Annotated in this window: 11 protein-coding genes; 5 read left to right on the top strand and 6 right to left on the bottom strand. The window is 71.1% G+C overall.

What is annotated here, in order from left to right; translation table 11 throughout:
* Positions 1 to 171 precede the first annotated feature (171 nt).
* From ABZW11_RS16305 to ABZW11_RS16295, 3 genes are all read right to left on the bottom strand, one after another.
* Positions 172 to 3,198: a BTAD domain-containing putative transcriptional regulator gene (locus ABZW11_RS16305; RefSeq protein ID WP_355417398.1), complete on the bottom strand. Its 3,027-nt coding sequence runs from the start codon at positions 3,196 to 3,198 to the stop codon at positions 172 to 174.
* A 256-nt stretch (positions 3,199 to 3,454) separates the two neighbouring features.
* A complete protein-coding gene (locus ABZW11_RS16300; protein WP_355417395.1) occupies positions 3,455 to 4,099 on the bottom strand; it encodes a GNAT family protein in 645 nt (214 codons plus the stop codon).
* A 141-nt stretch (positions 4,100 to 4,240) separates the two neighbouring features.
* Positions 4,241 to 5,524 carry a pyridoxal phosphate-dependent aminotransferase gene (locus ABZW11_RS16295; protein WP_355417392.1) on the bottom strand — a complete coding sequence of 428 codons (1,284 nt, stop codon included), beginning with the start codon at positions 5,522 to 5,524 and terminating at the stop codon, positions 4,241 to 4,243.
* 79 nt (positions 5,525 to 5,603) lie between these two features.
* On the opposite strand from ABZW11_RS16295, the gene ABZW11_RS16290 reads away from it, so the two are divergent.
* The 3 genes from ABZW11_RS16290 to ABZW11_RS16280 all read left to right on the top strand — a co-directional run bounded on the left by ABZW11_RS16290 (position 5,604) and on the right by ABZW11_RS16280 (position 8,367).
* A complete protein-coding gene (locus ABZW11_RS16290; protein WP_355417389.1) occupies positions 5,604 to 6,623 on the top strand; it encodes a LysR family transcriptional regulator in 1,020 nt (339 codons plus the stop codon).
* A gap of 27 nt (positions 6,624 to 6,650) precedes the next feature.
* On the top strand, positions 6,651 to 7,322 hold the full coding sequence (locus tag ABZW11_RS16285; RefSeq protein ID WP_355417386.1) for a ribonuclease HII: 672 nt from the start codon (positions 6,651 to 6,653) through the stop codon (positions 7,320 to 7,322).
* A 64-nt stretch (positions 7,323 to 7,386) separates the two neighbouring features.
* Positions 7,387 to 8,367: an LLM class flavin-dependent oxidoreductase gene (locus ABZW11_RS16280; RefSeq protein ID WP_355417383.1), complete on the top strand. Its 981-nt coding sequence runs from the start codon at positions 7,387 to 7,389 to the stop codon at positions 8,365 to 8,367.
* A gap of 45 nt (positions 8,368 to 8,412) precedes the next feature.
* Here ABZW11_RS16280 and ABZW11_RS16275 read toward each other — a convergent pair whose 3' ends face one another.
* From ABZW11_RS16275 to ABZW11_RS16265, 3 genes are all read right to left on the bottom strand, one after another.
* Entirely contained in the window at positions 8,413 to 8,799 is a 387-nt protein-coding gene (locus ABZW11_RS16275) for an SCO5389 family protein (RefSeq protein WP_345392950.1), read from the bottom strand.
* Positions 8,800 to 8,876: 77 nt separating this feature from the next.
* Positions 8,877 to 9,815, bottom strand: a complete 939-nt coding sequence (locus ABZW11_RS16270; protein ID WP_355417379.1) for an ATP-binding protein — start codon at positions 9,813 to 9,815, stop codon at positions 8,877 to 8,879.
* Between the two features lie 148 nt (positions 9,816 to 9,963).
* Positions 9,964 to 11,295, bottom strand: coding sequence for an LCP family protein (locus tag ABZW11_RS16265; RefSeq protein ID WP_355417376.1), 1,332 nt, complete (start codon positions 11,293 to 11,295; stop codon positions 9,964 to 9,966).
* A gap of 178 nt (positions 11,296 to 11,473) precedes the next feature.
* On the opposite strand from ABZW11_RS16265, the gene ABZW11_RS16260 reads away from it, so the two are divergent.
* The gene (locus ABZW11_RS16260) at positions 11,474 to 12,205 is read left to right on the top strand and encodes a class I SAM-dependent methyltransferase (protein WP_355417373.1); all 732 of its coding nucleotides are present in this window, start codon (positions 11,474 to 11,476) and stop codon (positions 12,203 to 12,205) included.
* 32 nt (positions 12,206 to 12,237) lie between these two features.
* Positions 12,238 to 13,680, top strand: coding sequence for an MFS transporter (locus ABZW11_RS16255; RefSeq protein ID WP_355417369.1), 1,443 nt, complete (start codon positions 12,238 to 12,240; stop codon positions 13,678 to 13,680).
* The last annotated feature ends 23 nt before the right edge of the window (positions 13,681 to 13,703 follow it).

Raw genomic sequence — 13,703 nt, 5'->3', positions numbered from 1 at the left:
AGGCGGCAGGCCGTCATACGGAGCATCCGGATAACCGGGCCCCCTAGCGACGTGTGGCGGCCGAAGATGGCCGGCCGGGCTGAACTCCATCGATCACGAGCTCTTCGTGACACCCTAAGGACAGCCTTGATCAACCATGTGTGGATGACACGTCTGGACGACGAGCTGTACTCAGGACTCGACGACGCAATCGGCACCGCTCCTGCTGCCGGGCTCGTCGGCGGGGATGCTGTCGAGCAGGACCTTCAGATCGCCGGCCTCGGGAGCGCCGAGCCTGGTGAAGATCTCGAAAGCCCGGCGTAGGCAGTCGCGGCTGCGCGTCGTGCTGCCGAGCCCGCGCAGCGCCTTGCCGAGCACGGTGAGCGACAGGGCCTCGCCGTACGGGTGGCCGATGTCGCGGGAGACCACCAGGGCCTCCTCGGCGTGGCGGACGGCGTCCGGGTACCGCTCGGCGGCGATGAACGTCTCGGCCAGCCGGGAGCACACCCGCTGCTCCCACACCCGCTGCTTGCTGGCACGGAAGAAGGCCAGGCACTCGGCGTGGTGGTGGACGGCCTCGGTGAGCCGGCCGACCCGCGACAGGACGATGCCGAGGTGGTAGCGGGCGCGGGCGGTGCCGGCCCCCGAGCCCATCTCGGTGAAGATGGCGAGCCCCTTCTCGGCGGCGGCGATCGCGTCGTCGGGGCGGCCGAGGCCGAGGTGGTCGCGGGCGGAGTAGCTGAGCACGAGCGCCTCGCCGGCCGGTACGTCGTTGTCGCGGTAGAAGCGCATCGCCTCGTCGAACAGGCCGAGCGCCTCGGTGTGGCGGCGCTGCCTGCCGACCACGACGGCCAGGGCGTTGAGCACCTCGCCGGTGACGACCTTCTCCCTGCGGGCGACCGACAGCTCGTGGACGATCCTGAAGTGCTCCTCGGCCTCCTTGAGCCGGTTGGCGGCGAACAGCACCCGGCCGAGCACGTACCGGGAGCGCAGCTCGCTGCCCTGGTCGCCGTTCTTCCGCGCGGCGGCCAGCACGGCGCGGGTGCTCTGGTCGAACTCGCGCGTGTGGGTGCCCGACTCCAGCAGCGGCTCCATGGCCACCAGCAGGTCGGCGGCGGGCAGCAGGTGCTCGGGCGTGCGGGCGCAGGACGCGGCCTGGCTGATCGTGGCGAACAACGAGTCGCCCTCGGCGATGAGCCAGGCGACGGCCTCGTCCACGGTGCTGAACGTGCGCCCGGCGCCGACCACGACCAGGTTCGCCGAGATCATGCTGCCCTCGTACGCCAGCGCGTGCGCCGACTGCGCGGAGGCCAGGTAGAAGCCGAGCAGGCGGCGCAGCGCCATGGTGCGGGCCTGCGGGCGTTCTGTCCGGTCGAGCGCCCGGCGGGCGAAGAGCTTGAGCAGGTCGTGGAAGCGGTAGCGGCCGGGCGCGGGCGCTTCGAGCAGGCTCGCGTCCACGAGCGACTCCAGCACCTCCTCCGTCTCGAACGCGTCGGCGGCGAGCACGGCCGCCGCGGCGCCCGCCGAGATGTCGGGGCCGTTCGACAGCGACAGCAGGCGGAAGGCGCGGGCCTGAAGGGGAGTGAGCTGCCCGTACCCGAGCGCGAACGTGGCCTCCACCGCCAGGTTGCCCACCCGCAGCTCGTCGAGGCGGCGCTGCTCGTCGGCCAGCCTGGGCACCAGGGAGGCGATCGTCCAGGAGGGGCGGGCGGCCAGGCGGGCGGCCACGATGCGGACCGCGAGCGGCAGGAAACCGCAGGCCGCGACCACGTCCATGGCGGCGCCGTGCTCCGCGGAGACGCGCTCGGCACCCGCCACCGCGGCGAACAGCTGCAGCGCCTCGTCCGGCTCCATGACGTCGAGGTCGATGAGCCGGGCGGCGGGCAGGTCGGCGAGCTTGCCCCGGCTGGTGACGATCGCGGCGCAGCCCGGCGAGCCCGGCAGCAGCGGGCTGACCTGGCCGGCGTCGCGGGCGTTGTCGAGCAGCACCAGGATGCGGCGCTCGGCCAGGATCGAGCGGAAGAGCGCGGAGCGTTCCGCGAGGCCGTCGGGGATGACGTCGGGCGGGATGCCGAGCGCGCGCAGGAACCCGCCGAGCGCGGACTCGGGCGCGGTCGGCTCCTCGCTGTAGCCGCGCAGGTCGGCGTAGAGCTGGCCGTCGGGGAAGACTTCGGCGAGCAGGTGGGCCACGTGGACGGCCAGCGTCGTCTTGCCGACCCCGCCGATGCCGGAGATGGCCGCCACCGGCACGCCCTCGGCCGACGGCTGGGCCGAGAGCATCGTGCGCAGGCGTACCGCGACCTCCTTGCGGCCGGTGAAGTCGCTGACGGCGGCGGGCAGCTGGGCGGGTCTCGGCAGCTCAAGCGCGGCGGGCTGCTCGTCGCCGGCGGCCGGCGGCTCCTCCTCCTCGTTCTCCTCGCCCCGGTGCGGGGCGGCGAGCGCGGGGTCGGCGGCGAGTATGCGCTGGTGCAGCGCCGTCAGCTCGGGCCCTGGCTCGATGCCCAGCTCGTCGATGAGCGCCTCGCGGGTCTCGGTGAAGACGTTGAGCGCGTCGCCCTGCCGGCCGCAGCGGTAGTAGGCGAGCATGAGCTGGGCGCGCAGGCGCTCGCGCAGCGGGTGCTCGGCGGTCAGCGCGATCAGCTCGGAGACGACCTTGGCGTGCTCGCCCAGCTCCAGGTCGACGTCCATGAGGGTCTCGATGACGCTGATGCGCCGCTCGATCAGGCGGTCGCGCTGGTGCTCGGCGTACGGGCCGACGGTGCCGGCCAGCGGCTCGCCCTCGAACAGGGCCAGCGCGGCGTGCAGCTCGCGGGCCGCCTCGGCGAGCCTGCCCGCCTTGCGCGCGGCCTCGGCCTGGGCGACGCCGCGCTCGAAGCGGGTCAGGTCGAGCGCGTCGTCCGGCAGGCGCAGCGCGTAGCCGCGGCCGATCGAGGTGAGCAGCTCGGGGCGGGAGCGGGCGGGCCTGCCCGGTTCGAGCACCGTACGCAGGCGCGAGACGTACGTGCGCAGGGCCCCGAGCGCGCGCGGCGGCGCCTCCTCGCCCCAGACGGCGTCGATCATCTCGTTGGGGGTGACCGCGTGGCCCTCGCGCAGCAGCAGCATGCCGAGGATGGAACGCTGCAGCGGGGTGCCCAGGTCGAGCTCCTGGCCGTCATGCCAGGCGCGGACAGGACCGAGCACGGCGAACCGTAGCCCGCCTTCGCCGCTCTGACCAGCCATGCCGTTCGTCTCCCAGCCAGCGAGATAATTTGTTCCCAAATGATAAGTCCAACGACCTTTGCCACCTAGATCCCGACAGATCCATTCATTTTCCCGTTGATCCGTCGTCAATCCGGTGTTGAATCCGCCCCTGGATGATGAGAACCGGCAAGCAGGACACGCATCGCGGGGGCGTGTGTCTCTAGGGAGTGCGGGCAGGGCCGGAAAAATACCGGCCCCACCCGGATTTCCGGATGGGGCCTTGGATGGACGGGTTTCAGGCTGCCTCGACCAGGCCGAGCCTCATGCGCAGCCGGTCGCGGACGGCCGGCCATTCAGAGTTCAGGATCGAGTAGAACGCGGTATCTCGGACCGTGTCGTCGGCGCCTCGGCTGTCCGCTCGCCGCACCCCGTCGAAGTGTGCGCCGAGTGCCTCGATGGCGGCCCGGGATCTGCTGTTGCGTACGTCGGCCTTCAGCGTGATGCGGTGGACGTTCCAGTCCTCGAAGGCGTGCGAGAGCAGGAGGTATTTGCTCTCCCGGTTGACCCCGGTGCCCTGGGCGCTCGCGCCCAGCCAGGTGTAACCGATGTCGGCCACGGACGGGATGTCGCCCACCGCACCTCGTGTACCCGGCGGCCAGGGCATGGGGCCCTGCCAGTACTCCAGGTGCATGAGACGGGTGGCACCGACCACGCGGTCGGTGTTCAGCCACCGGATGGCGAAGGGCAACGAGCGGCCCTCCGCCTGCTCAGCCATGGCGGCCTCCACGTAGGAGACCACCTCGTCCCGGCCTTGCGGGACGCGAGTGAAGGCATAAATGGTGCGGTCTTCACTCGCCGCGGCGATCAGGTCATCGACCGCCGCGAGGCTGAGAGGTTCCAGGCGCACGAAGCGCCCGGACAAGGTGACAAGAGCGGGCATGAGCACATGATGGAGGCTGCCGGGCACCCTTGTGACCAGGCGTAATGGGACAACTTTCCACCGGCGTGACGGTGGCGGCATTTCCGCAGGTCAGAGGCCCCTTTTGGGGGATGGTAAACCCGCTCTTGGGGAAAGATTCGCCTAACCGTGACATGGGGCGGGGACGAGGGCCGGATGCGGCCTGCTCACTGCCCCGTGACGGACCAGGGCCAGCTCTTTGAGACCCGTCGTCAGGAAGTCGAGGTTGTCGGCGATCCACGGCAGCCGCAGCGGGTCGGGACTGTCGAGAGCGGCCTGCCGCTGCTCGGCGGAGTCGCCGTAGAGCAGGCTCACCGCGACGCGGACCCGGGCGGCCGAGGGGTCGTCGCCGAAGGCGTGACCGGGCAGGACGCCGAGGCCGTGCTCCTCAAGCAGGATCTTGGTGATCTCGGCGGAGCCGCCGAGCCTGAGGTGGCCGAGGTCGGGATAGAGGTAGAAGCCGCCCTGCGGGACGGGCACGTCGGCGCCGATCTCCGCGAAGCGCTCGTGCACGGCCCTGGCCACCCTGCCGTGCAGGCGGCGGCTGCGGGTGATGCGCTCGGTCAGCTCGGGCGGGTCGCCGAAGGCGTACGTCGCGGCCTCCTGCACGGGCGCCGCCGGCGCCGACCAGATCTCGCTGGCCACCGCGAGCAGGCTCCTGCGCAGGTCGCCGTTGTCCGGCAGCCTGGCCACGCCGATCCGCCAGCCGCCGAGCGCGAGGCTCTTGCTCAGCCCCGTCGTGATGATCGTGCGCTCGGGCGCGAGCTCGGCCGGCGAGGTGTACGTCAGACCCGGCTCGTGCACGAGATCGCGGTAGATCTCGTCCGAGATGATCGTCAGGTCCAGCTCGCGGGCGACCTGGGCCAGGCGGGCCACCGTCTCGGGTGTGGCCAGCCGGCCCGTCGGGTTGTCGGGCAGGGTCACCACGACCGTGCTCACGGTCCTGCCGAGCGACCTGGCCCTGCGCACCTCGGCCGCCACCGCGTCCGGGTCGGGCACGCCGCCCTCTCCTGGCGGTGCGGGCACCAGGATGGGACGCGAACCCACCAGATCGGCCTGCGCGGCGTAGCTGACCCAGCTGGGCACCGGCAGGACGACGTCGCCGCCGATCGCCAGGAGCAGGCCGTAGAGCAGGGACTTGCTGCCCGGGCCGCAGACGACCAGGTCGGGATCGGTGATGAGCCCCCGTCTCGTCCAGTAGCCCGCCGCCGCGGCGCGCAGCTCGGCCGCCCCGGCGACCGGCCCGTAGCCGTTGCAATCGGATGCGGCGGCCAGCCTGTCGCGCAGCGCCGGGTGGACGGGCAGCCCGGCCTCGCCGAAGGCGAGGTGGAGCACGCGTTCCCCGGCGCGCCGTCTTCGCTCGATGTCCTCGTTGGCCGCCAATGTGGCGGAAAGGGTTACGGTCATGTTTGTCACGTTCCCAGGGTGATTGGATGAAGGCATCAGCACAAGCGAGGCTTTTTGTGGGTAGGCATAAGGAAGTCTGATGCTCGAATTGCGGCGTTTGGTCCTGATCTGCGAGTTCGCAAGGAAGGGAAGTATCGCGGCGGCGGCCGAGTCGCTGGGCTACAGTCCTTCGGCCGTCTCCCAACAGCTCGTCGCGCTCGAACGCGAGACGGGCACGGCGCTCATCGACAGGACGGCGCGCAGCGCCGAGCTGACCGACGCGGGACGCCGGCTCGTCATGCACGCCGAGCGCATCCTGTCGATGGTCGAGGAGGCCGAGTCCGACCTGTCCGCCCACGCCGGCAAGCCGGCCGGCCGGGTCGTCGTCACCGCCTTCCCCACCGCCGCGGTCGCCTTCGCGCCCGCCCTCGCCCGCTCCCTGCGCCGCCACACCGAGCTGACACTGCGGCTCGGGCAGAGCAGGTCGGGGCGCGGCCTGCGCGAGGTGCAGTCGGGCGAGGTGGACATCGCGCTCGTGGACGACTGGTACGGCCGCGTCCGCGACAGCGACAGCGTGCGCGTCTTCCCCCTGCTGCACGACCCCCTCGTGCTCGTCGTACCGCGCAAGCACCGCCTCGCCGACCCCGACGTGCCGGTCGACCTGCGCGAGCTGCGCGACGAGCCCTGGATGGCCACCCCCGACGGCGAGCCCTCACGGCTGGCCGTGGACCGGCTGCTCGTCGACGTCGGCGGCACCCGGCCGAGCCCCTGGGAGTTCGAGGGGCTCGGGACCATCCTGTCGCTCGTCGCCAAGGGCATCGGCATCGCCGCCGTGCCCGCGCTCGCGCTGGCCGCCGGCGTCCGGGGGCTGGCCGTGCGGCAGTTCCCCGGCAACCCGGTGGGGCGCGACGTGCACGCCGTCGCGCGCGGCTCCAGCGTGCACCGGCCTTCGGTGTCGGTGACGCTGCGGGCCATCCACGTGGCCGCCCGCTACATCGCCGCCGACCTCGATCCGGTACGCGCGGCCGAGCGCTCCCAGATGGGCCGGCCGTCGCTCGACGGGCTCGACCTCCCCGTACGATCCGCCGGCGACGTGGTCGGCCGATCCTTCGGAGAGTGACGCGCGATCGCGATAACGTCTGCGCTCATGGCGCCTACGTACGACATCGAGCGGCTCCTGCTCGCCCAGCCCAGCACACGCACGGTCGCCGGCGTCGACGAGGTGGGCCGCGGCGCCTGGGCCGGGCCCGTCCTGGTCTGCGCGGTCGTCACCGACCTGTCGGAACCGCCCGCCGGGCTCACGGACTCCAAGCAGGTCTCCGAGGTCAAGCGCGGGCCGCTGGCCGCCGAGCTGGCCGGGTGGGCCGCCGGCGTCGGCTATGGCGAGGCGAGTCATCGCGAGATCGACACGCTCGGCATGACCGAGGCGCTGCGGCGGGCCGCCCGCCGGGCCCTGGAGGCCCTGCCGGTACGCCCGGACGCGGTGATCCTCGACGGCAAGCACGACTACATCGGAGCGCCGTGGCCGGTGCGCCTTGAGGTCAAGGGGGACGCGGCCAGCATCTCGGTCGCCGCCGCCTCCGTCCTCGCCAAGGTCCGGCGCGACGCCTACATGGCGACGATCGGCTGCGACGAGTACGGCTTCGCGGAGAACGCGGGCTACCCCTCGCCCGCGCATCAGGAGGCGCTGGCACGGCTCGGGCCCACCGCGCACCACCGGCTCTCCTGGTCATACCTTGACGAGCTGCCCCAGTGGCGGCACTTGAAGCATCACCGCGACCCACTCGTCGGAGAAGGCCAGGCCAGTCTGTTCTCCTGACGGGTATCGGCGCGCTCCGCATGTCTGCCCGCCTTCGCGGCGGTCATCGGTCACTATTTCGTGCATGCGGATCGGGATCTTTGTCGTCGCGGGGCTCTTTCCCGGGCAGGAGGCCGGGCGGGTGCTGGCCGATGCCGTCGAGTGGATCGTCGCGGCCGAGCAGGCGGGGTTCGACGACGCGTGGATCGCCGAGCACCACTTCATGCCGTACGGCGTGTGCCCGTCGCCCACCACGCTGGCGGCCGTCGCGGCCGGGCGGACCGGCCGCATCGGGCTGGGCACGGCCGTGAGCGTGCTGTCCACGCAGCATCCCGTCGCGCTGGCCGAGCAGGCGGCCGTGCTGCACCACCTGTCGGGCGGGCGGTTCACGCTCGGCGTCGGCAGGGGCGGGCCGTGGGTGGACCTCGAGGTGTTCGGGACCGGGCTCGACCGGTACGAGCGGGGCTTCCCCGAGTCGCTCGACCTGCTGCTCGCCGCCCTGTCGGGTGACCGTGTGGCGGCGGACGGGGAGCTCTTCCGGTTCAGGGAGGTCGCGATGATGCCGCCCGCCCGGATGCGGCCGGTCGTCGCCTGCACCTCGGAGCCGACCGTGCGGCTGGCGGCCGAGCGCGGGCTGCCCATGCTGCTCGGGCTGCACATCGGGGACGACGACAAGGCCGCCATGGTCGAGCGGTATCGCGCCTTCAACGGGCCGCCGGTCGAGCACGTGGCCGCCGGGGTGGCGTACATCGCGGACTCGACGATCGGGGCGGCCCGCGACCTCATGCGGGCGATGCCGGCCTGGCTGGGGCCCGGGCTCGACGGGTACGAGCCGGTGGACGACCGGCCACGGCCGCACCGCGACGTGGACGACTATGTCGAGCTGCTCACCAAGATCCACCCGGTGGGGTCGGCCAAGCACTGCGCCGAGACGCTGCGGCGGACCGCAGAACGCACCGGGATCGAGCACTTCGTCCTGCTGGTCGAGGGGATGGGGTCGCACGAGCGGACCCTGGAGAACATCCGCCGCTTCGGCGCCGAGGTGCTTCCCCTGCTGCGCGACTGACATGGTCGGCGAGCCGGGCGCGCGCCCGGCTCGCCGACCGGGGGGTCAGCAGTCGACGAGCTCCGGTTTCTGGTTGAGGATCTGCGCCCGCGGGGTGACGAACTCGGCGAGCGCCTGCGTGGCCGACGGGTCGAAGACGGCGACGCGGTGGCAGTTCTGGAAGGCCAGGCGCACGCCGTAGTGGCGCTCGAGCGCGCCGCGCATCGAGTCGCTCGCCATGCAGCGCAGGAGCTGGCCGCGCGCCTCCTCCGACGGCGGCGGCACCTCGTTGTCGGCGAACGCGGCCCCGCTGTGCTCGCGCTGCTTGACCAGCTCGCTGATCAGCGACCAGGCGTAGGGGAGCGAGTCGCGGACGCAGGCGAGGAACGCCTCGTCGTCCACCTCACCGGCTCTGGCCTGGTCGAGCAGATCGTTCGGGACGGTCAGCGACATGCTGTCTCCTCTCGGATGGGTCAAATCGGACGTTAGATCGCTGGAGCGGGCACGCTCCAGAGCCTTGACGGGCACAGTCATGTGGTGGCCGGGCCGTAGACGAAACCGGGGTCGATCTGCTCCGCCAGGTCGAGGCCGGTGCGCTCGTTGCCCCACGCCTTGGCGTTGCGCAGGTGGAACTCGACGGTCTGGCGGCCGAACCTGGCCCAGTCTTTGTCCTGCTCGTCGAGGGTCTTGCGGAGCACGGCCAGCGCGTCGGCGTTGGCCGGTTCGAGGTCGTCGAGGGTGAAGTGGCGGCCCTGCTCCATCGCGCGTACGGCGGCGGAGTGCTCCATCCAGGTGAGGAGATCGTCACCCACGTGCTCACGCAGGAACGCGACGTCGGACTCCCCGTGCACCTTGTTGCCCACCACGGACAGGGCGACGTCGTACTGGGCCGCGTAGTCGCGGTATTGGCGGTAGACGCCGACGCCCTGGCGGGTCGGCTCGGCCACCAGGAAGGTCAGGTCGAAGCGGGTGAACAGGCCGGAGGCGAACGAGTCGGCGCCGGCCGTCATGTCGACGACGACGTATTCGCCAGGGCCGTCGATCAGGTGGTTGAGCAGCAGCTCGACGGCGCCGACCTTGGAGTGGTAGCAGGCCACGCCGAGGTCGTCCTCGCTGAACGGGCCGGTGGCGAGCAGGCGCAGGCCCTCGGGGGTGGTCAGGCCGTAGGGGTCGGTGGCGAGGTCGTCGAAGCTCAGCAGGGTGGAGCCGCGGCCGGGAGGGGTGGTCTTGACCATGACGTCGGCGGACGGGATGCGGGGGTTGGTGCCGCGCAGCCGGTCTTTGATCTCGGTGAGGTGGGCGCCCAGCGGCTCGGGCCGGCGGTCCAGGCCGAGCACCAGGGCGAGGTGCTGGTTGATGTCGGCGTCGATGGCGACCACGGGGGCGCCCTGGGCCGCCACGTGCCTGGCGAACAGGGCCGACATGGTCGTCTTGCCGCTGCCGCCCTTTCCGACGAAGGCCACTCTCACGGGATGCTCCAAAGAATGATGATGAAAACCGTTTCCATTGGGGACGGACATCATCATGCCACAGCGCAGGCGGGATGAGGGCGTGTTCGACCTGGCGCCGCGCGGGCTGCGGGTGCTTTGGGGTGGTTCGCGGCTTATCTGCGACTGCTCAGTGGCAGACCGCGTCCAGCGTCAGGGGGTCGTCCGGGGTGGGTGCGGGCGTGGTGGAGGCGGCGTGGGCAGGTGCGGTCCTGGTCGAGGTGGGCGGGTCGAGGGCCTCCTTGACCTTGCGGCGGATGAGGTACCGGTCGGGGTAGGCGGTGTTGATCAGCGGCGGCACGAAGCTCAGGCTGCGCAGCCGCGCGCTCTTGACCTTGCCGGCCAGGTCCACGACGGCGGGCAGCAGGTCCTGGGGCAGGTCGGTGGAGATGGCGCGCTTGGTGGCGGCGGCGAGGCGCTCGAAGCTGTTCAGCACGGTCACCGGGTCGGCCTGCTTGGCGACGGCGTTGAGCAGGCACTTCTGCCGGCCCATGCGCACGTAGTCGTCGCTGTCGGTGCGGGAGCGGCCGTACCAGAGCGCCTCCTGGCCGGAGAGCCTGCGGGTGCCGGCGGGCAGCAGGCCCTCTCGATACTTGCCGTACACGATGGGGTTCTTGATCGTGACCTGGACGCCGCCCATGGCGTCGATGATCTCGGCGAAGCCCTTCATGTCCACCATGGCGTAATAGCTCACCGGGATGCCGAGGATGTCGCTGATGGTGGCCTTGAGGAGGGTTGATCCACGCTTGCCGTTCTCCACGCCGGGCACCATCTCCGGGTGATCCTCCGCGAACTGGTAGATCTCGTTCAGCAGGCCCGGCGTGTCGGGGCCTTCGCCGGTGAAGCCGTACGGGAAGCGGTCTCTGGCCGGTCCCGCGGGCAGCTGCACCCGCTGCAGGTTGCGCGGCAGGCCGAACAGCACGGTGGCGCCCGTCTCGACGTCCACGCTGGCCACGGTCATGCTGTCGGTACGCACCCCGGGCCGCCCCGGCGCGGCGTCGCCGCCGAGCAGCAGGAAGTTGACCCGTTCGGCCCCGTTCCACGGGTCCTGGGCGAGCACGGGCGCGGCGGTGCTGCTGGGCGTGAACAGGGTGTTGACGACGTCGCGGGAGAGGTAGGCGAGGCGGGTCGCGTACGCGGTGGGCGCCAGGATGAGCGCGCACAGGGCGACCGTCAGCGTGGTGGTCAGGAAGCGGCCGACGGTGTCGGAGCGCTCGGGGCGTACAAGGAGGAACGACCAGACGATCACGCCGGTCCAGGCCAGCGCGATCGCCGCCACCCCGACGGTGAGCCAGGCCAGCCAGTACGGCTGCACGGCCAGCGACAGCAGCTTGGTGCTGTACGCGGTGAACACGGTCAGCACCCCGGCCAGCATCAGCACGTACGCGGCCATCAGCGCCAGCCCCGTTCTGCGGCGCTCCACGGCGAGGTGGGCGACCCCCCAGAGCAGGGTCGATGCCACTGTCAGCGCGAGGCTCGCGCCGAGCCCGAAGCGTCGATTTACTCCCGTCATGCCTGGTCAAACCCCCATAGACGGCCCATTCAAGCAACCCTAGTTATGCTGCGCTCCCGGCCTCCGGAACGAAGGGGAAGGGTTGAGTCAAATAGCGGACAAGCGAAACTTGAGTTATAACGTGAAAGTGCGGAAGCGACACGGCCACTACGGGTTCGACGCGCCCTGGCCCCTCGTGGGCCTGATCACCGGAGCGATCGCGCTGCTGGCCCTGGCGGCGCTCTCGTTCGTCCTCGACATCCTCGCCGCGGGCGTCGCCTTCGCCTTCGGCGGCCTCTACACCCTGGCCAGCGCGTTCAGCTACCTCTACACGACCAGGCGCGGCAAGTTCGCCGTCTGGGACGAGGAGCTGCGGCGGCTGCGCGGCGACGAAAGGGTGCTCGACCTCGGCTGCGGCAGGGGCGCGGTGCTGCTGGCCGCCGCCGCGCGGCTGGCCGACGGCGGCCGGGCGACCGGCATCGACCTGTGGCGCTCCAAGGACCAGACCGGCAACACCGAGGCCGCGGCCAAGGCCAACGCCGAGGCGGAAGGCGTCGCGGAGCGGGTGGACCTGGTCACCGGCGATCTGCGCGACCTGCCGTTCGGCGCGGACGCGTTCGACGTCGTGCTCTCCAGCCTGGCCCTGCATGACATCCCGTCGGCCGACGGGCGCGCGCAGGCCGTGCGCGAGGCGTACCGGGTGCTGCGGCCGGGCGGGCTCATGCTGCTCGCCGACTTCCAGCACGCCCCCGACCACGAGCAGACGCTGCGCGACCTCGGCGTGATCGACGTGCGGCGGCGCGACGCCGGCCGGCGGTTCTGGTACGGCGGGCCCTGGTTCGCCACCACGATCATCGAGGCCAGGAAGCCGACCGGATAGAAATTCCGCTCACCGGGTAGCCACGGGACCTTATGAGCGATGTTGAAACCGGCACCATCACCACGAAAGTGCCCGCCCGGCTTGATCGGCTCCCATGGTCCCGCTGGCACTGGATGATCGTCATCGGCCTCGGCACCGTCTGGATCCTCGACGGCCTCGAGGTCACCATCGTGGGTAACCTCTCGGCGCAGCTGGCCAAGCCGGGCAGCGGACTCGACATCACGCAGGCGCAGGTGGCGGGCGTGGCGGCCGCGCTCTACGTCGCGGGAGCCTGCTCGGGCGCGTTGTTCTTCGGCTGGCTGACCGACAAGTTCGGCCGCAAGAAGCTGTTCATCATCACGCTGGTCGTCTATCTCGTGGCGACGCTGCTGACCGCGTTCTCCTTCAGCGCGTGGTGGTTCTTCCTGTTCAGGTTCATGACGGGGTTCGGCATCGGCGGCGAGTACGCGGCCATCAACTCCGCCATCGACGAGCTGATCCCGAGCAGGCACCGCGGGCGCATCGACATCATCATCAACGGCAGCTACTGGCTCGGCGCCGCCGGCGGCGCACTGCTGACCGTGCCGCTGCTCAACGACCTGCCGGTCAACATCGGGTGGCGAGTCGCGTTCGGGCTCGGCGTGGTGCTGGGCCTGGCCATCCTCCTCGTACGCCGCAACGTCCCCGAGAGCCCGCGCTGGCTGTTCATCCACGGCAGGGACCGCGAGGCCGAACAGCTCGTGGACGACGTCGAGCGGCAGATCGGCCGGGACGACCTGCCGGAGCCCGAGAAGTCGATGACCATCCACCAGCGCAAGTCGATCGGGTTCGTCCGGATCGCGCACACCATGGTCGCGCTCTATCCCAAGCGCACGGTGCTGGGGTTGTCGCTCTTCATCGGGCAGGCGTTCCTCTACAACGCCATCACCTTCGGGTACGCGCAGATCCTGTCCACCTTCTTCAACATCGACACGCACACCGGCTACTACTTCGCGGTCATCGCGGTCGGCAACTTCCTCGGGCCGCTGCTGCTCGGGCACCTCTTCGACACCGTGGGCAGGGTGCCGATGATCTCGGCCACGTACATCGGGTCAGGGGTGCTGCTGCTGGGCACGGCATGGCTGTTCAACCAGGGGGTGCTCACGGCGGTGACGCTGACGGCGTGCTGGTCGGTGGTGCTGTTCGTGGCGTCGGCGGGGGCGAGTTCGGCGTATCTGACGGTGAGCGAGATCTTCCCCATGGAGACCAGGGCGATGGCGATCGCGTTCTTCTTCGCCATCGGTACGGCGGCCGGTGGCATCGCCGGTCCGCTGGTGTTCGCCACGCTGGTGGAGAGCGGGGTGCCGGGGGACACGGCGCTGGCGTTCACCATCGGCGGGCTGGTGATGATCGCGGGCGGGCTCGTGGAGTTGTTCCTGGGCGTCAAGGCCGAACGCAAGGGGCTGGAGGACATCGCGGCGCCGCTCTCCGCCGCCGAGGCGACCAAGGCCACCTGACGGTCGTTTCGTCATTCCCGATG

The organism is Nonomuraea sp. NPDC004580, assembly GCF_040609855.1.
Lineage (GTDB): Bacteria > Actinomycetota > Actinomycetes > Streptosporangiales > Streptosporangiaceae > Nonomuraea > Nonomuraea salmonea.
This window is presented reverse-complemented; position numbering and strand designations above follow the sequence as displayed.